Source organism: Nocardia alni, assembly GCF_019038435.1.
In the GTDB taxonomy this organism is placed as follows: domain Bacteria; phylum Actinomycetota; class Actinomycetes; order Mycobacteriales; family Mycobacteriaceae; genus Nocardia; species Nocardia alni.
In genome coordinates, this window is record NZ_JAGPOX010000003.1 from 134,785 (window position 1) to 152,767 (window position 17,983).

Below are 17,983 nucleotides of genomic sequence, written 5' to 3' on the forward strand. Positions count from 1 at the left end.
GGGCAACGTCTATCGGGTTTTCCCTGGACGTGCGGTCGTGATTGGGTGAGGTGGTGTCAACCGGGCTGTTCGGAAGGCTGGGCGTCGTCCCAGCATTGGAGGTATTCCGCCTCCGATGCGCGCGGCGCCCAGCTACCCTCGACTCCGGCGTCACTTTGATACGGAACTCGATCCGAGGAGTTGGCGAAGAAAATGACGGTCTCGTCCGAATTGTCCAGTGTCGCGTGGGCTGAGGGTTTGCCGGAGTCGTTGCGGGATGAGCTCGCGGCACTCGAGGAGGCGTACTTTCGACACGTCGATGCCGGCGATGTGGACAGTGCTCTTACCGGAAGCTCGAACCAGGTGTTCCATCGACATCTCGAGTTGGGCATGCAGCGTCGCGCCGGGGAGCGACGAATACGTGTGTACCACCCGGACGACAGCGCCGGACTCGGCGCGGCGGTACAGCTGGTCACCGACGACATGCCGCTGCTGGTCGAGTCGGTCACGGCGGCGCTGACCCGGATGGGGGTCAGCATCACCGAGGTGATCCACCCGATCTTCGAGGTCATTCGCGACGCGGATGGGCGCCTGGAATCCGCTGCCGCGCACGAGGTGGACGGCAACGGGGTGTCCGGGCTGCGCGAATCGTGGATGCATGTGCAACTGCACCCCTCGATCAGCCAGGAACTGCTGCAGCGGATCGAGGATTCGATTCCCGACGTGCTCACCGACGTGCGACAGGTCATCGGCGATACCGAGGCCATGCGTACGGTGCAGGACACGCTGGCCCACACGCTGAGCCTGTCGGCCAAGGACGATACGGCGCCGTTCTCCGCGACCGATCTGGTCGACTGTGCGAACCTGCTGCGCTGGCTGAGCGCCGGGAACTTCACGGTTCTGGGCTACGCCCGCTACGAGCGCACCGCCGGCGAGTCGAAATCCGTTGTGGTGCCGGACAGTTGCCTCGGCGTACTGCGCCCGGACCTGGGCACCGACTTCCATGTCCCGGTCAACGGCGGCAATCAGCCGCTGCTGTTGCTGACCCAGGGCCTGGTCCCCGCGACCGTGCACCGCTCGGTCTACCCCTACTTCATCGGCGTCGCCGATTTCGACGACACCGGCGCCGTGATCGGCAAACACGTGTTCATCGGCGTGTTCACCGTCAGCGCCCTGCACGCGAACGTGCTGGACATTCCGGTGATCGAGCGCCGTGTACGGTCGGTCATCGAGGCCTGCGGATTCGATCTGGATTCGTATTCCGGCCAGGGCATGCTCGAGGTGATCCAGTCCTTCCCGCGCAGTGAGCTGTTCTCCTCGGACGTGGACACGATGCGCCGCACGGCCAGCGCCGTGGCCAACGTCGGCATGCGCAGGCAGGTGCGGCTGTTCCTGCGCTCGGACTCCTTCGGGCGATTCGTGGCCTGCCAGGTCTATCTGCCGCGCGACCGCTACACCACCGCCGCGCGGTTGCACATGCAGGACATCCTGGTGCGCGAGTTCGGCGGTGTCTCCATCGACTATTCGGCACGCGTCTCCGAGAACGAGCTGGCCAGCCTGTATTGCACGGTGCGCCTGGAGCCCGGCACTCCGGTGGACACCTCGGAGGAGAACCGGCTGCGTATCCAGGAGTTGCTGGTTCGCGCCAGCCACACTTGGGACGACGATCTGCGCGAGGAGGTCGCCGCCTCCACGATCCTGGATCCCGCTGTGCTGCAACGGTATTCCAAGGCGCTGCCCGAGGCGTACAAGGAGGATTTCGAGCCCGCTCGCGCGCTGGACGATATCGTCCGGCTCGAGCACCTGGACGCCGACAGCATCGATCAGCACCTGTATCGACGGCTCGAATCCGCGCCCGGCTCCTGGCGTTTCACTCTCTATGTCGGCTGCGGCATCTCGCTGAGCCAGGTGCTGCCGCTGCTGCAGAGCCTGGGTGTGGAGGTCGTCGACGAGCGCCCGTACAAGCTCACGTTCGAGGACGACCGCTGCGGCTGGATCTACGACTTCGGCCTGCAGGCCCCGCCCGATCTGCTGCGGCTGTCGCTGGACCGCGACATGGACGCCGAGTTGGTCGAGACGGCCCACCGGCTCGACGTGCTCGATGCTCGGGAACGCGGTCTGCGCGATCGGTTCACCGAGGCATTCGACGCGCTGTGGTATGGCCGCGCCGAGGCCGACGGGCTGAACGAACTCGTTCTGCGTGCTGGGCTGGGCTGGCGCTCGGTCTCGATCCTGCGGGCGTACTCGAAGTACCTGCAGCAGGCCGACTTCCCCTACAGCCAGGCCAATATCGCTCGCGTGCTGCTGGCGGCGCCCGACGCCGCCCAGCTGTTCGTGCAGCTGTTCGAGGCGATGTTCGATCCGGACTCGGCCTCGCAGGAGGTCGCGGCCGAACTCGAGACCGCGGCCGCCGAGCGGATCAACGAGGTGGTCAGCCTGGATGCCGACCGCATCCTGCGCGCCATCCTGAGCCTGATCAAGGCCACGCTGCGGACCAACTTCTACCGCACCGACGACAACGGTGACCCGCGCGCCTACCTGTCGATCAAGGTGGAACCCCGCGAGATCGCCGAATTGCCCAAGCCCAAGCCGCGATACGAGATCTTCGTGTACTCGCCGCGGGTGGAGGGTGTGCACCTGCGCTTCGGCCCCGTCGCGCGCGGCGGGCTGCGCTGGTCCGACCGCCTGGAGGACTTCCGGACCGAGATCCTGGGCCTGGTCAAGGCGCAGGCGGTCAAGAACGCGGTGATCGTGCCGGTGGGTGCGAAGGGCGGATTCGTGGTCAAGCGCCCGCCCGCCGCGTCCGGGGATCCGGTCATGGATCGGCAGGCGCTGCAGGCCGAGGGCGTGGCGTGCTACCGCACCTTCATCTCCGGTCTGCTGGATGTGACCGACAACGTGGATCACGCGTCGGGCGAGGTGATTCCGCCCGCGCGGGTGGTGCGCCGCGACGGTGACGACACCTATCTGGTGGTGGCCGCCGACAAAGGCACCGCGACGTTCTCCGATATCGCGAATGACGTGGCGCAGAGCTACGGGTTCTGGCTCGGCGACGCCTTCGCCTCCGGCGGTTCGGCCGGATACGACCACAAGACGATGGGCATCACCGCCAAGGGCGCCTGGGAGAGCGTCAAGCGGCACTTCGCCGAAATGGATGTCGACACCCAGTCCCAGGACTTCACGGTCGTCGGCGTCGGCGATATGTCGGGCGACGTGTTCGGCAACGGCATGCTGCTCTCGCGGCATATCCGGCTGGTCGCCGCGTTCGATCACCGGCACATCTTCCTGGATCCGAATCCCGATGCGGCACGGTCGTTCACCGAGCGGGAGCGGATGTTCGCACTGCCGCGCTCGTCCTGGGCCGACTACGACACATCGCTGATCAGCGAGGGTGGTGGCGTCTGGGATCGCACGGTCAAGTCGGTGCCGATCAGCGCCCAGGCCCGCGCCGCGCTGGGTCTGGCCGACGGTGTCACCTCGCTGTCGCCGCCGGAGTTGATGCGGGCGATCCTGCTGTCCCCGGTGGATCTGCTGTGGAACGGCGGCATCGGCACGTACGTCAAGGCAGGCTCGGAGTCGAATGGGGACGTGGGCGACAAGGCCAACGACGCGATCCGGGTGAACGCGAATGCCATGCGGGTCAAGGTGATCGGCGAGGGCGGTAACCTCGGCGCGACTGCCCTGGGCCGGATCGAGTTCTGCGCCAACGGCGGCAAGATGAACACCGACGCCCTGGACAATTCCGCGGGTGTGGACTGCTCCGACCACGAGGTCAACATCAAGGTCCTGCTCGACGGCGTCATCACCGCCGGTGAGCTGCCAGCCGTGGACCGCAACCCGCTGCTGGCATCGATGACCGACGACGTGTCCTCGATGGTGTTGGCCGACAACGTATCCCAGAACTTCCTGATGGGCATGTCCCGCACCGAGGCGCCGCGCATGCTGAATGTGCACATGCGTGTCATCGAGGATCTGGAGGTTCGCCGGGGCCTGGACCGCGAACTGGAGGCGCTGCCGACGGAGCCGGAGATGAAGCGGCGCATGGAGGCCGGGCGCGGACTCACCTCGCCCGAACTGGCCAATCTCATGGCGCACGTGAAGCTCTCGCTCAAGGCCGATCTGCTCGAGACCGACCTGCCCGACAGCCCGTACTTCTCCGCGCGGCTGCCGCAGTACTTCCCGGCGCCGCTGCGCGAGCGGTTCGCCCCGGCCATCAAGCGGCACCGGCTGCGCAGCGAGATCGTCACCACGATGCTGGTGAACGAGATGGTCGACTACGGCGGTATCACCTACGCGCACCGGCTCAACGAGGAGATCGGCGCCAACGCGACCGATTCGGCGCGCGCGTTCGCCGCGGCCGTGCAGATCTTCGACCTGCACTCGGTGTGGGAGCGCATCCGCGGCGCGGACATCTCGGTCGCGGTGAAGGACGAACTCGAACTGGAGACCAAGCGGACCCTGGACCGGGCCTCGCGCTGGCTGCTGAGCAACCGCCCCCAGCCCGTCGCGGTCGGCTCGGAGATCCACCGGTACAGCGACAAGGTGCGCGAGCTCGCCCCGAAGGTGCCGGGTTGGCTGCGCGGTCACCACATCGACACCCTCGAACGGCAGTCGACCGAGCTGATCGGCCGCGGTACGTCGCAAGAGCTGGCGACCGAGGTCTACAACCTGCTGAATCTGTTCCCGCTGCTCGACGTGATCGACATCGCCGATATCACCGAACGCGACGGCACCGAGGTGGGCGCGCTGTACTACGCGCTCAACGAACACCTCAAGATCGACTGGCTGCTGCAGGCGGTCAGCCATCTCGAGCGCGGTGACCGCTGGCATGCATTGGCGCGGTTGGCGTTGCGCGACGATATGTACTCCTCGTTGCGTTCGCTCACCCTCGATGTGCTCTCGGGCGGTGATCCGGAGGAGACCGCCGAGGAGAAGATCGCGTACTGGGAGTCGACGAATCAGGCTCGCCTCGGCCGTGCGCGCGCGGCCCTGTCGGAACTGTTCGTCTCCGGCACCCACGACCTGGCCACGCTGTCGGTCGCAGCGCGTCAGGTTCGCAGCATGGTCGGTGGGTTGTCGAGTTGAGTGCGCTGGCAACCTCTCTTGCTCGGGCGGGTTGTCGGCTTGGCATGCTGTCGGCCGGAGTTGCTGGTCTTGGATACTGGTCGATCGGATACCTCTACGAAAAGGAAAGCTGTGCACTCGTCCGCCCAGTCGGTGGTTTGGCGAGTTGAGTGCGTTGGCGACCTCTCTTGCTCGGGCGGGTTGTCGAAAAGTCGTTGACTCGTCCGTAGAGCGGGACAACTGACGGCCGGTTTGCGCGAATCGCCTGGTGAGGGTGAGCGATGAAACTCACTTTCACCGGGCGACTTCCGCTGTGGAACCCGTCTGAACCGGGACGATGACGCATTCGGGTCAGCCGATCATGGCTCGGTGCTGCGGCCTGTTCGCTTGGTCCACGTCGGCCGACCGGCATACTGGATAACCGAATCGTGCCCGTGGCATCTTCCGCGGTGGACGGCAACCAGAGCGGGAGGTATGGCGTGACGAGTGTCGATTCGCCTCGGCGTTTCCACACCAAGATCGGGGTGCGCTGGTCCGATATGGACGTTTTCCAGCACATCAACCACGCCCGGATGGTGACCTTGCTGGAGGAGGCGCGCATCCCCTGGCTGTTCGAAGACGATCGACCGACGAAGAACCTGCGGGCCGGATGCGTCCTGGTCGATCTGCACGTTCAGTACAAGGGCCAACTGCGCCACGAGGACACCCCGCTGGACGTGTCGATGTGGATCGAGCGGCTGCGCGCGGTGGACTTCACCATCGGCTACGAGGTGCGCGCGTCGGGCACGGCGCAGGATTCGCCGGCGTCGGTGCTGGCCACTACGCAGATGGCCGCCTTCGATATCGACACCCAGCGCCTGCGCCGACTGAGCGAGGCCGAGCGCGCCTACCTGTCCGAGTGGAAGTGATGCCCGGACAAGGGACACTCCAGGTCTCCGACCCCGCCGAACGGGAGAATCTGGCGACCTTCGTAGCGCGGGCGGTGCGCCTGGACCCGGCCGCCGTGATCCGCCTGCGCCGTCGCGGTGATCGATATGTATCGGCATGGGCCGCAACGGGTTTCGAGGCTCTCGCGGTGCGCACCGTCATCGCCGAACTCGGTGTCGAGGATGTCACCGCCGCGGGCGACGTGCTGCTGGCGGGATTGCACGATGCCGCGGCGAACGGCCGCATCGACCTCGGGTACTCGATGGATTCGGCTTGGCGCACCGCATTGCCTCCGGTGTCCGGTTTCGAGCACATCGACGACGTCCCGGCCCGCACCCTGATCGAATTGGCCGAGCGCGGTGCGGAACTGGCCTCCGAACACGGCAGTGGCCACGGCCCCCCGGCCTCGCTGCTGGATCAGACGGTACTCACGGTCACCGGTGGCGGCGATTCGGTCGAGGTCCCGATGCGCGTCGTGTTCGCCCTGACCGCTATGGATTTCATCCCGCACGCGGGCGAGCGAGCCGAGTCTCGCCGCATCGCGCCGGAAGAGATCGTCCGCATCCGTGCCACACGCGCCTGGTTGCGCCTGGACGCGCGCTACGGCTCGGTCGCCCGCCGCCGCGGCCCCGCTCTGCTCGCCCGCTGAGACGATCGGAACGTCATATCCGATCGGCTGATGGCCGGGGTGCGGCGGTGAGCAGTGGGCGCAGGGGGCTCGCGGAAAGCCGGACGACGAGCGGGGTCGCGAAGCGGCGCAACAGGATCGCGGCGAAATAGCCGACGATGACGCCGACCAGCACACCCGCTGCGACATCGTGCGGGTAGTGCGCGCCGACGTACATGCGCGAGAAGCCCATCACCGCCGCGGCGATCAGCGCCCAGATCCCCAGCGCCCGGCTGACCAGGAGCAGCGCCACCGCCATGGCGAAGACCACGACGGTGTGGTTGCTGGGGAACGAGTAGTCGCCGAGCGCGGGGCATTTCTCCAGGAGAAACGCGGTCGGGAAGCGGTAGCAGGGGCGTCGTTCGGCGACGACCAGTTTGATGGCGGAATTGACCACATAAGCGACGACCGCGACCACCGGTACGGCCAACGCGGACGTCATGGCCGCCGCGTCGCGACCCCGGGCCATCCACCAGCCGATGACGATGAACACCACGAACAGCCCGAATCCGACGGTGCCGTACGCACTCATCGGCGTGTTCAGCCACGGCGTATCGCGCGCGAACCGGGTCATGTCGACGTACCAGGAGCCGTCGATGGTCGATGCGTCCAAGCTCAGCGTCTCGGTGGTCATATCCTCGGTTTCGCGGTCGGGTGCGAGCGGATATCACCGCCCGCGCGATGGTCGGGCGGATCCTTCACGGTGGCATATTTCCGCTGAGAAATTACTGAGGTCGACCCGAGGGCTCAGGCGAGGCCGAGCAGGCGCAGCAGGGCGGTGGTCGTCGCGGCCCCGATCGTGATCAGCACCAGCGGCATGCGCCGCCAGGCGAGGATCGTGGCGACGAGGACCCCGGCGGGCAATGCGAATCCGGCTTTGTGGCCCGCCGGGACGAGGGTGGTGACCGCCAGCGCGATCAGCAACACCACCGAGCCGACCTCCAGCAGCCTGGTCAGGCGCGGTGGGAAGGTGAGTCGTCGGCGCAATGTCGGCCCGGCGAACCGGAACGCATACGTCCCCGCGGCGAGCGTGATCGCTCCGGCGATCAAGGACAGATTCACGAGGCGACCTTCCCGACGCCCGCATCCGACGCGCATCGCGCTGCATGCTCGTCGAGGCGTCCTGTGTCGCACCTGACCTCATCAGGGACGCAATCGAGTGGAGTGACCGCGCCCACGGATCGGGCGTCCGCCGGTGAGCGACACTCGAGCTCGGTGGGCGTCAGCGGCCCGGACTCGGCAGGTATGAGCGACCCGGCGGTGTCCGTCGGCCTCGATACCCGCCGCGGGCGAACGCGATCGATGACAGGTCCGACACTCAGCACGAGAAACGCGGCAGGCAGTGCCAGCAGTTCCGGCAGTCCGGACGGCAGGAACGAGGTCGACCCCGCGGCGACGGCCGCTCCGGCCAGCGCGGCGCGGCGGGTGTCGCGGTCGCGCAGAGCGGGCAGCGCCAAGGCGATCAGCACCGCGGGAAAGACGGCGTCCAGACCGAATTCATTCGGATTCGGTACAGCCGTGCCAATGCCCACACCCAGCAGCGCCCCCAACGGCCAGCACACCAGAACACCAAGCCCGGACAGCCAGTACTTGGCACGACTACGTTCGCGATCGGATTCGCTCATAGCCATCGCAACGGCCTCGTCGTTCATCACATGCGTCCCGACAAGCCGCCGCCACCCGGTCCCCAGCACGTCAGGCAACGACAGCCCATACGGCAGATGCCTGGCATTGACCAACAGCCCGGACAACACCGCAGCCACCAGCCCGCCACCAGTGGCAAGGATCCCGACGAACAGAAATTCCGACCCGCCCGCCAGCACCAGCACACTGAGCACCAGCGGCAGCCAAGCCGGCAAATGCGACGTCACCGCAGTAGCCCCATAGGACACGCCGATCACACCAACCGCCAGACAAACGGCCGCGATACCGGTGAGATCACCCCGATCCAGTGTTCGCCATATCGAACGCACGACTTCTATAGTGAACGCAACCGCCAAGATCCGTCAAGGCGCGACGACCGCGGTCAAGAGAGCGGCAAGCCGCCCGGGGCGCCAGAATCGGTTCGGCACGCAGCCGTCGCACGCATGCACGATCGGCAACGGCACTCAGCCGTGCGCTGAGGCCCGGAGAGACGCTTAGTGCTCAGCCGAGCCATGCAGTCGCAAGGGGCGGGCTGCAAGACGCGACAATTGCGGTCGAGAGAGCGGCAAGCTGCCGGGTACGCCCAGAATTGGTGCAGCGCGCAGCCGTCGCACGCATGCCAGACCGGCGTCGGCACTGAGCCGGGCGCTGAAGTCGCACAGAGGCGGGCCGCAAACTTTGCCGGGCACGCCCAGACCCGGTTCGGCACACAACTGCCCGCGCGCGTGCACGATCGGCAACGGCACTCAGCCGTGCGCTGAGGCGTTAGTGCTCAGCCGAGCCATGAAGTCGCAAGAGGAGGGCTGCAAGACGCGACAACCGCGGTCGAGAGAGCGGCAAGCTGCCGGGTACGTCCAGAATTGGTGCAGCGCGCAGCCGCCGGCACGCGTGCATGACTGGTAACGGCACTGAGCCGGGCGCTTGAAGTCGCGGGGAGGCGGGCTGCAAGCTGCCGGGTACGTCCAGAATTGGTGCAGCGCGCAGCCGCCGGCACGCGTGCATGACTGGTAACGGCACTGAGCCGGGCGCTTGAAGTCGCGGGGAGGCGGGCTGCAAGCTGCCGGGTACGCCCAGAATCGGTGCGGCACGCATCCACCGGCACGCATGCGAGACTGGCAACGGCACTTAGTCGGGCGCTGAAGTCGCGGAGAGGCGGGCGAGCACCATGATCGAGCAGGGGAACGTTCGGGAGCAGTCGCCGGTGGAGATGATCGCCGCCGCGTTGCGCCGCGAACGTGACCGGTCGGGTCTGTCGCTCACCGAGGTCGCCCGCCGCGCGGGGATCGCGAAATCGACTCTGTCGCAACTGGAGTCGGGTACCGGTAACCCGAGCATCGAGACGTTGTGGGCGCTGTGCACCGCGCTGGGCATCCCGTTCTCCAATCTGCTGGATCGGCCGCAGCCACAGGTTCAGGTGATCCGCGCCGATGAGGGACCGGTGCTGGCCTCGGCGCACGCCGAGTATCGGGCGACCCTGCTGGCGGCCTGTCCGCCCAACGCCCGGCACGACATCTACCGCATCGCCGCCGAGCCCGGATACCCTCGCGACTCGGATCCGCACCAGCGCGGTGTGATCGAGCATGTGGTGCTGGCCGCCGGCCTCGCCCTGGTCGGCCTCGCCGATTCGCCGGTGGAACTGAGTCCCGGCGATTACATCTGCTACCCGGCCGACCTGCGGCACATCTTCCAGGCCCTGGAGCCCGGGACGTGGGGCATCATGGTCAGCGACTACACCTGAGTTTTCCACCACGCGACGGTCCCCGCGGCGACGTCCGGCAGCGGGGTCGCCTTCAGTCCCAGCCGCGACTCGCTGGCCGTGGAGTCCAGCTGGAACGGACGCTCGAATTGGTAGTTCATCTCCGACAATTCGCGCATCATCTCGTTGAACAGCCCGGCGCCGCGCAGCGTCCACCCCGGCAGCGCAAGGATTTTCGGCGCCGGCCGACCCGCGGCGCTGCCCAGCAGGTCGACCAGTTCGCGGATCGTGACCGCCGGTGCGGTCGGTGCGTGCAGGAAGCTGTTCCACAGCGTGCGGTCCTGGGCGGCGCGGATCATCGCGGCCGCGAGATCGGGCATGTAGGTGAACGAATGCGGCAGGTCCGTGCGGCCGAAGACCTGAACGGCCTTGCCGGCCAGGATATTCGGCACCATCCGGTCACCGGCGTGTGACATGCGCACATGCGGTCCGATGAAATCCGAGGCGGCGACGCTGACCGTCGGAGTGGCCGAGGCGTCGCGGGCGCGCAGCAGTGCCACGCGAACGGCGGGCTTGCCGAAATCCGCTGTGCGCGGGGTGTCTTCGGTCATCGGGCGATCGACCGGGCCGTACGAGTAGAGGCTCTCCGGGAAGACCGCCACGGCCCCGGCCTGGCCTGCGACGTCCAGCACGGTCTGCTCGGTGGCCGGAAGCTCGGCCCACCATGCCTTCGCGGCGTATTTCGAGCCGTGGGTGCAGTGGTACAGCGCGACCGCGCCGTCGACCGCGGCGGCCAGTTGTTCGCGGCGAGTGACATCCACGCGACGGCGCTCGATCAGCGGGTGCTCGGGCCCACTGCCCGATCGGGTCAGGATGCGGACGTTCTTGCCCACGGCGGCCAGTTGCTCGGCCACGGTGGTGCCCACGGGACCCGCGCCGGTGACTACGTGCAGTTCGGACATGGTGTGCTCCTCTCTCATTAGAGAGCATCGCTCTCTATGTTGAGAAAAGCATCCCTCGGAAGCTCCGCAGTGTCAAGAGCGGTGCTCTCTAATGTGATTTGCGCTCGGTGATCAGTTCGCGGCGAACCACCAAGCGGAGGCCAGGTGAACCACCGCGGCCACCGTCGCGCCCGCGATCATGCCCCGATTGCGCTGAGGCACGCCTGCCGCCACATCGCCGAGCTGCGCCAAGCCCGCGACGATCAGAATGGGCACGAGCGACCTCCACTCGCCCATGCCCAGCAGCACGAGCGTGACCACGCCCAGTGGCAGCGCCCGAGCGGCGTACAGCCTGGCGTACAACGAGACCGAAGGTGTCACCGGATCATCGCCACTGGGCATCCGGTCCGGCCGGACCAGACTGATCAGCGCGAACGCCATGGCTATTACCGTAAATAGGGCGTTGACCAGTGCGATTACGACATGTGCTGTCATCGGTGGCTCTCCGTGAATCGTTCCACTGGGTGTACGACACTGCGCCGGGGGGCTCTGAGCGCACGGTATTACGCCGGGACGGTCGCTGTGCGGCGCCGGCCGACCTACGCGGCACCCTCGCCGAGGTACTGCAACCACACCGGATCCAGATCGGCGGTCGTCGACAGCAGCCGCCAGTGCGGTCCCTTCGGCGCGACCATCGGATGATGCACGGTCCAGCCCAGGTCGCTCAGCAGTTTGTCGGCCTTGAGGTGATTACAGGGCGCGCAGGAGGCGACGCAGTTCTCCCACGAATGCGCGCCGCCGCGGCTGCGCGGGATCACGTGGTCGATGGTTTCGGCCTTGCCGCCGCAGTAGGCGCAGCGGTAACGATCGCGGTGCATCAGCGCCGCGCGAGTCATCGGAACGCGCGCACGATAGGGCACCCGGACGTAGTTTCGCAGGCGGATCACCGAAGGCAGGGCGACCGAGGCGCCCGCGGAGTGGACGACCGGGCCCTCCGCGTTATGGTGGATCGCATCGGCCTTGTCGCAGATCAGCAACACGATGGCGCGACGTGCGGACAACGCGGTGAGCGGCTCGTAGGTGGCGTTCAGAAGCAACACCCGGCGCTTGCGCCACGCGGCCTGCGTTGGATTTTCGAGAATGTGATGCTGTGCATCGGCAGGCGAATGCCCGGAGTCGGGAAGATCAGGTTTGGAATACGCAGACAGGACATGCAACGGAGTAGCCCCCGACCCACAGTTGTGGACGTCGGCGGGCTGGAGTTGTCGGTGCGTTCTGGCCTCGTGCGACCGGGCGCCGTGCCGCTGCTTCATGGGAACCCCGAATTCGTGTAGGTCCGGCTCGTATGGTATCTGGGCAGACACTGCCATCCAGTTGACCATGGAACTCGAACCAATGCACGGTGATTTCGCACATTGTCGGGCACGTCCGGGTTAACAACGCATGATGAGGGGTAAACAGCTAGCCCCGAGTCCTGGTCGCAACTCCAGATTGCCCGAACCAGGCGGATCGTGGGACACGATCAGATTTCGATTGGTTGCTCCGTGCCGCCGTATTCCTGGCGCGACCGGCCCTGTCGCACCCGGCGACTATGCTGCGAAGGCAGGGCGATCCAGCCGTCCCGGACCGTGTGGGCGGCGCGATGCGGTCGGAACACTGCGATGAAGGAGCGAGTACGTGGCCGTTGAGCGTGGCATACCCGTGAGCGCGCCGGGGGAGGCGAGCGTGGCCGAGCCGGTGTCCTTCTACGAGGCGGTCGGCGGCGCCGAGACGTTCCACCGGCTCGTGGCCGCATTCTACCGCGAGGTCGCGCGGGACGAGGTCCTACGCCCGCTGTATCCCGAACAGGATCTGGGGCCCGCCGAACGCCGGCTGCGCATGTTTCTCGAGCAGTACTGGGGTGGTCCGCGTACCTACTCCGACGAGCGCGGGCATCCGCGACTGCGGATGCGGCACATGCCGTTCCGGATCGGCCCGGTCGAACGCGACGCGTGGTTGCGCTGCATGCATATCGCGGTGGGCGAGATTCCGGGCGAGCGGATGGACGACGAGCACCGCCGGGCGCTGCTGGATTATCTGGAAATGGCGGCAAATTCGCTGGTCAACTCGCCTCTGTAATATTCGTCACGGATAATCCCGTGCAAATCAGGGGTTTTCCGGACCATTGCGGCGTCTGCCGCTGATTTGCCGAAACGGGACAACACTCCTGAGACTCGGTGCCTTCATTGGAAACCTTTGGCACTATTGGGTGTTGTGACATCCATATCACCCGCGGGCCATGCGACGGATGGTGACGATGCGGCGTCTGCCGGGGCAGACCCGCTCGTCCCATGGTGGCGCTCGGCGGTGTTCTATCAGGTCTATCCCCGCTCGTTCGCCGACTCCGACGGTGACGGCGTCGGCGATCTGGGCGGTGTGCTGGATCGGCTGGGCTATCTCGAGCTGCTCGGGGTCGACGCGCTGTGGATCTGCCCGGTGATGCGTTCGCCGATGGCCGATGGCGGATACGACGTCAGCGATCCGCGCGATATCGACCCGCTGTTCGGTGACGTCGCGCTGCTCGAGGATCTGGTCGCCGAGGCGCACGATCGGCGGATGCGGGTCACCATGGATCTGGTGCCCAATCACACCAGCGACCGGCACCCCTGGTTCGTCGCGGCGCTGGCCGCGCCGCCCGAGAGCCCCGAACGGGCTCGCTACATCTTTCGCGACGGCCGCGGTCCGGGCGGCGACGAGCCGCCCAACAACTGGCCCAGCATCTTCGGCGGCCCGGCCTGGACCCGCGTCACCGGGGCCGACGGCGCCCCCGGACAGTGGTATCTGCACATCTTCGCCGCCGAACAGCCCGATCTGAACTGGGACAACCCGGAGGTGGTCGCCGATTTCGAGCAGACCATGCGGTTCTGGCTGAACCGCGGTGTGGACGGGTTCCGCATCGACGTCGCGCACGGTATGGCCAAACCGCCCGGACTACCCGATATGGCGCGGGTCGAGACCAAGATGCTGGTGCACGACGACAGCGACCCCAGGTTCAACAATCCCGCCGTGCACGACATCCACCGGCGCCTGCGCAAGGTGCTCGACGAATATCCGGACGCGGTATCCATCGGCGAGGTGTGGGTCGACGACAACACCCGCTTCGCGGAATACGTGCGGCCGGACGAACTGCATCTGGCGTTCAACTTCCGCCTGGCCGAGACCGCGTTCGATGCCGCGGAAATCCGTGTGGCGGTGGATAACTCGATCGACGCGGTACGTTCGGTGGGTGCGAGCCCGACCTGGACGCTGTCCAACCACGACATCGAGCGCGAGGTCACCCGTTACGGCGGCACGGGCGTCGGCTTGGACCGCGCGCGGGCGATGATCCTGCTGGAATTGGCGCTGCCGGGTGCGGTTTTCGTCTACAACGGTTCCGAGCTGGGGTTGCCCAATGTGGACGACCTGCCCGATGAGGTGTTGCAGGATCCGGTGTGGGAGCGGTCCGGGCATACCGACCGCGGCCGGGACGGCTGCCGGGTGCCGATGCCGTGGGAGGGGCGCAGGCCGCCGTTCGGCTTCACCACCGCCGAGAAATCCTGGCTGCCGATACCCCCGCAGTGGTCCGAACTTACCGTGGAGACGCAGCTGGAACGGATGGACTCCATGCTGTCGCTGTACCGGATGGCGATCGAGTTGCGCGGTGCGCGACCGGAATTCGCCGGGCTCGGGATCGACTGGTACGGCAGTCCGGCCGACTGCCTGGCGTTCCGGCGCACGGGCGGGCTGGTGTGCGCGCTGAACGCCTCGGCGGTGCCGATTCCGCTGCCGCCGGGCGAGCTGCTGCTGGCCAGTGCGCCGTTGGAGGGCGGGATGCTGCCGGTCAACGCCGCGGCCTGGTTGGTGTAGCGGGGCGGGCCCGCTGCGGCGGAGCGGAGGCAATCAGACATAGCGGCGGGCCGCAGGCACTGCGGCGGGGGCATCGACTACCGTTGGGCTGTGAGCATTCTCGAGACAGTGCTGATCTTTGTCGGCATCCCGGCGGTGATCTACGGGGTGATCGCGGGTTTGTCGTTCCTGTCCAAGCCGTACCCGGGCCAGAAGCCCGCCCACTACGCCCTGGGCGACAAGTGGACATCGGACCCGGTGCTGTGGAGCGCGACCGACGAGGTGACCGTATTCGGCCACCACGTCGACCCGCACGCTGCCCATGCGGCAATCGAATCCGCCGAGTCGGACCTGATCGGAGGCCGGGCAAGTGGCAAGTTCTAATTGGCATTGGCCCGCGGTGGTCGAGGCCGACCTCCCGCACGGCTGGGTCGTCACCACCAGTGGGCGCGTTTCCGGCGTCCACGAGTCCGGTGACGTATTCAACGAGGCGCCGTTCAACGACACCGAGCGGCTGCTGATGGACAACACGCTGACCGAGGCCACCCGCACCACCAAGGTCCGGTTCAACATCTACATCGGCGATCTGGGCGAGGATCCGGCCGCCGGTGTCGACCGGATCTTCGCGACCACTCCGGAGGCCGCGCGGTCGGTGCTCATCGCCGTGTCGCCGAACGAGAAGGCCGTCGAGGTGCGTTCCGGGCGCGACGTCGCCGATCGGGTGAACGACCGCGTCTGCCAGCTCGGCGTGACAGCCGCACTCAGCTCCCTGCGTCAGGGCCAGCTGATCGACGGTCTGGTCTCCGCCGTGCGGGTCATGGCCGCCGCCATCGGCCACCCCTAGCCGATTCGCGACGCGATAACTTCAGACGTGAACCGCACCCCGTGTGTGGACCCACATCGGATTCGTCTTCGGACGAGGATGCGGGTCCGGGCACGGGGTCGCGTGCTTTCGGTTCGACACGGACGCTCGTTCTGTCGCTGAGTTCCGCGCGCGTCCGCCGTCCGGTTCGCCGGCGGACCGTCGCTCCGGTCGCGGGTAGGAGGCCCGCTATGACGATCATGCGTATAGCGGTCGAGAAGTCCGCAGCATCGGAACCGCTGTCGGTATAGGGAACGTCTTGTCGGGTTATCTGCTGTGAGCAGAATCGGGGCGGGATGCCGGCAGGGCGGTCGTAGGCTCGGAGCATGGTCCAGCACCCGCGACTTCATGTGATCCCCGGCGGACGCGACGATCGACCCCGGGTGGCGTCGGCCGAGCCCGGGCGGGAATCGGTTCTGCCGCAGACTGTTCCGCCACGCCGCGAGCCGGGCCCGCAGCCGGTACCCATCGACGAGCCACTGTGGCGAGAGGCGCTGGGGCGCAGGTTTCGCGCGCTGCGCACCGAGCAGGGCGAGACACTCGTCGAAACCGCAGGCCGCGCAGGCGTTTCACCGCAGTACCTGTCCGAGGTCGAACGCGGACGCAAGGACCCCTCCAGCGAGATGATCGCCGCACTGGCCGGCGCCCTCGGCACCACCCTGATCGGCCTCACCGAACAGGTCGTCCGCGACCTGGGTCGGCCACGCCCGACCGCGATCGCCCCACATCGCCGGCCCGGCCCGGCCATGCTGGCTCTGGCCGCCTGAGCCCGCTCAGTCCAAGCCCGGGTACAGCGCTCAGTCGCGCGAGTCCAGGATCCGGTCGACGAGTCCGTATTCGACGGCTGTGTGGGCGGTGAACACACGGTCGCGGTCGGTGTCGTGGCGGAGGGTCTCCACCTCTTGGCCGGTGTGGGTGGACAGGATGGACTCGATTTCGGCGCGCATTCGGACCAGCTCGTCGGCCTGGAGGATGAGGTCCGGGATTGCGCCTTGGCCGCGGGTTGCGGGTTGGTGCAGGACTACTCTGGCGTGGGGCAGCATTGCGCGACGGCCCTTGGCTCCGCCTGCGAGCAGGACCGCGCCGACGGCGATGGCCTGGCCGACGCACGTGGTCGCGACGGGGGAGGTTACGTGCTGCATGGTGTCGTAGACCGCGAGCATGGCGGGTAGGTCGCCGCCCTCGCAGTTGATGTAGAGGTTGATGTCCTGGCCCGGGCTGTCCGCGTCCAAGTGCAGCAGCTGCGCGATGAGGGCGTTGGCCACGCCCGCGTCGATCGGGGTGCCGAGGTAGACGATTCGCTCGGTGAGCAGATGCGAGTAGACGTCCATGACTCGTTCGCCGCGTGGATGCTGGGCGATGACATTGGGAATCGTGTAGCTCGTCATGCGTTGATCCCTACTCGATGCCGTTGCGGCACAACCTGAGTGAAATTCTCGACGATATGGTCGATGAAGCCGTAGGCGCGGGCCTGTTCGGCGGTGAACCAGCGGTCGTGCAGCGAATCCTCGCAGACGCGGTCGAAGGGCTGGCCGGTGTCCTCGGCGATGAGGCTCAGGACCGTGTTGACCGTGTGCCGCAGATCGTCGGCCTGCACCTCCACTTCGCCTGCGCTGCCGCCGATTCCGGCCGAGCCCTGATGCATCAGGATGCGGGCGTGCGGTAGTGCGAACCGGCGGCCCGGCTCGCCCGCCGACAGCAGGAACTGCCCTGCGCTGCACGCCAATCCCAGTGCCAGAGTGGATACCTCGCACGGCACGAGGCGCATGGTGTCGCGAATGGCGAGCATCGCGGGCACCGACCCGCCGGGGGAATGGATCCACAGCGATACCGGTGCGAGCGGATCCTCGGCGGCGAGGGTCAGCAGCTGGGTCATCAGCACGGTGCCGTTGTCGTCGTCCAAACCCCCGTCCAGCACCAGAATTCGCCGCCCGAGCAACTGCTCGCGCATCCGCCAGCTGAACATGGGAACCTTGTCGTCTGTCATGGCTCCACAGTGCACCGCGTTCCCCCGGAAAATCGCCCTGAACTGCCCAGAGCAGATCCGCTCACAGCAGCGGCGAGCCGAAACGCGTCGGCCGAAGACCGTCATCCCGGACGCCTGAGGGCTTCGTGTGAGGGCCCAGGCGGCCGCCGAGCGCAAGGGATGCACGAGCCATCGTGGTTCCGGCGCGTTCGTGGCGGAAATTCACTGGCACACAGCTGGTTACGTCACCTTTCGGTTAAAGGCACGCCGGAATGACGCGGACCGGCTGTGTGGTCGGATGGTGAAGGCCCTACCGCAACCCAGCCCGTGTGACTGTGGATAGTAGAGCAGGCCGACGTCGCGGAGGCCGCCG

General features: G+C 67.1%; 17 protein-coding genes. 9 read left to right on the forward strand and 8 right to left on the reverse strand.

All coding sequences use genetic code 11. The features are described from left to right. Nucleotides 1-192 precede the first annotated feature (192 nt). From JZ791_RS02600 to JZ791_RS02610, 3 genes are all read left to right on the forward strand, one after another. On the forward strand, nt 193-5,064 hold the full coding sequence (locus JZ791_RS02600) for an NAD-glutamate dehydrogenase (RefSeq protein ID WP_216892479.1): 4,872 nt from the start codon (nt 193-195) through the stop codon (nt 5,062-5,064). Nucleotides 5,065-5,522: 458 nt separating this feature from the next. Continuing rightward, nucleotides 5,523-5,951 (forward strand): acyl-CoA thioesterase, encoded by a 429-nt coding sequence (locus JZ791_RS02605; protein WP_308162729.1) that lies wholly within the window; start codon nt 5,523-5,525, stop codon nt 5,949-5,951. Further along, entirely contained in the window at nt 5,951-6,619 is a 669-nt protein-coding gene (locus JZ791_RS02610) for a DUF8185 domain-containing protein (protein ID WP_216892480.1), read from the forward strand. The genes JZ791_RS02605 and JZ791_RS02610 overlap by 1 nt, the downstream gene beginning before the upstream one ends. Nucleotides 6,620-6,632: 13 nt before the next feature. Here JZ791_RS02610 and JZ791_RS02615 read toward each other — a convergent pair whose 3' ends face one another. The 3 genes from JZ791_RS02615 to JZ791_RS02625 all read right to left on the reverse strand — a co-directional run bounded on the left by JZ791_RS02615 (nt 6,633) and on the right by JZ791_RS02625 (nt 8,610). Continuing rightward, entirely contained in the window at nt 6,633-7,271 is a 639-nt protein-coding gene (locus JZ791_RS02615) for a phosphatase PAP2 family protein (RefSeq protein ID WP_216892481.1), read from the reverse strand. 113 nt (nt 7,272-7,384) lie between these two features. Next, nucleotides 7,385-7,699, reverse strand: a complete 315-nt coding sequence (locus JZ791_RS02620; RefSeq protein ID WP_438804476.1) for an AzlD domain-containing protein — start codon at nt 7,697-7,699, stop codon at nt 7,385-7,387. Beyond that, a complete protein-coding gene (locus JZ791_RS02625) occupies nt 7,696-8,610 on the reverse strand; it encodes an AzlC family ABC transporter permease (protein WP_216892483.1) in 915 nt (304 codons plus the stop codon). The genes JZ791_RS02620 and JZ791_RS02625 overlap by 4 nt, the downstream gene beginning before the upstream one ends. Before the next feature lie 836 nt (nt 8,611-9,446). Here JZ791_RS02625 and JZ791_RS02630 point away from each other — a divergent pair. Further along, nucleotides 9,447-10,019: a helix-turn-helix domain-containing protein gene (locus JZ791_RS02630; RefSeq protein ID WP_254205095.1), complete on the forward strand. Its 573-nt coding sequence runs from the start codon at nt 9,447-9,449 to the stop codon at nt 10,017-10,019. Here the strand turns inward: JZ791_RS02630 and JZ791_RS02635 are convergent. From JZ791_RS02635 to JZ791_RS02645, 3 genes are all read right to left on the reverse strand, one after another. Further along, nucleotides 10,010-10,939: an NAD-dependent epimerase/dehydratase family protein gene (locus JZ791_RS02635; protein ID WP_216892484.1), complete on the reverse strand. Its 930-nt coding sequence runs from the start codon at nt 10,937-10,939 to the stop codon at nt 10,010-10,012. The genes JZ791_RS02630 and JZ791_RS02635 overlap by 10 nt on opposite strands. A gap of 111 nt (nt 10,940-11,050) precedes the next feature. Next, nucleotides 11,051-11,413 carry a hypothetical protein gene (locus JZ791_RS02640; RefSeq protein WP_216892485.1) on the reverse strand — a complete coding sequence of 121 codons (363 nt, stop codon included), beginning with the start codon at nt 11,411-11,413 and terminating at the stop codon, nt 11,051-11,053. 104 nt (nt 11,414-11,517) lie between these two features. Beyond that, complete coding sequence (locus tag JZ791_RS02645; RefSeq protein WP_216892523.1) at nt 11,518-12,231, reverse strand: HNH endonuclease; 714 nt, start codon at nt 12,229-12,231, stop codon at nt 11,518-11,520. A 412-nt stretch (nt 12,232-12,643) separates the two neighbouring features. Between JZ791_RS02645 and JZ791_RS02650 the strand changes: the two genes are divergently transcribed. The 5 genes from JZ791_RS02650 to JZ791_RS02670 all read left to right on the forward strand — a co-directional run bounded on the left by JZ791_RS02650 (nt 12,644) and on the right by JZ791_RS02670 (nt 16,411). Then, complete coding sequence (locus JZ791_RS02650; protein WP_216892524.1) at nt 12,644-13,036, forward strand: globin; 393 nt, start codon at nt 12,644-12,646, stop codon at nt 13,034-13,036. A 228-nt stretch (nt 13,037-13,264) separates the two neighbouring features. After that, complete coding sequence (locus JZ791_RS02655; RefSeq protein WP_308162734.1) at nt 13,265-14,803, forward strand: glycoside hydrolase family 13 protein; 1,539 nt, start codon at nt 13,265-13,267, stop codon at nt 14,801-14,803. A 90-nt stretch (nt 14,804-14,893) separates the two neighbouring features. Further along, nucleotides 14,894-15,166 (forward strand): aa3-type cytochrome oxidase subunit CtaJ, encoded by a 273-nt coding sequence (gene ctaJ / locus JZ791_RS02660; RefSeq protein WP_216892486.1) that lies wholly within the window; start codon nt 14,894-14,896, stop codon nt 15,164-15,166. Beyond that, nucleotides 15,153-15,626, forward strand: a complete 474-nt coding sequence (locus JZ791_RS02665) for a DUF5130 domain-containing protein (protein ID WP_308162730.1) — start codon at nt 15,153-15,155, stop codon at nt 15,624-15,626. The genes ctaJ and JZ791_RS02665 overlap by 14 nt, the downstream gene beginning before the upstream one ends. A gap of 344 nt (nt 15,627-15,970) precedes the next feature. Beyond that, complete coding sequence (locus JZ791_RS02670) at nt 15,971-16,411, forward strand: helix-turn-helix domain-containing protein (protein WP_216892487.1); 441 nt, start codon at nt 15,971-15,973, stop codon at nt 16,409-16,411. A gap of 30 nt (nt 16,412-16,441) precedes the next feature. Here JZ791_RS02670 and JZ791_RS02675 read toward each other — a convergent pair whose 3' ends face one another. Further along, the gene (locus JZ791_RS02675) at nt 16,442-17,032 is read right to left on the reverse strand and encodes a ClpP family protease (protein WP_216892488.1); all 591 of its coding nucleotides are present in this window, start codon (nt 17,030-17,032) and stop codon (nt 16,442-16,444) included. Beyond that, on the reverse strand, nt 17,029-17,631 hold the full coding sequence (locus JZ791_RS02680) for a ClpP family protease (protein WP_216892489.1): 603 nt from the start codon (nt 17,629-17,631) through the stop codon (nt 17,029-17,031). The genes JZ791_RS02675 and JZ791_RS02680 overlap by 4 nt, the downstream gene beginning before the upstream one ends. Between the last annotated feature and the right edge of the window lie 352 nt (nt 17,632-17,983).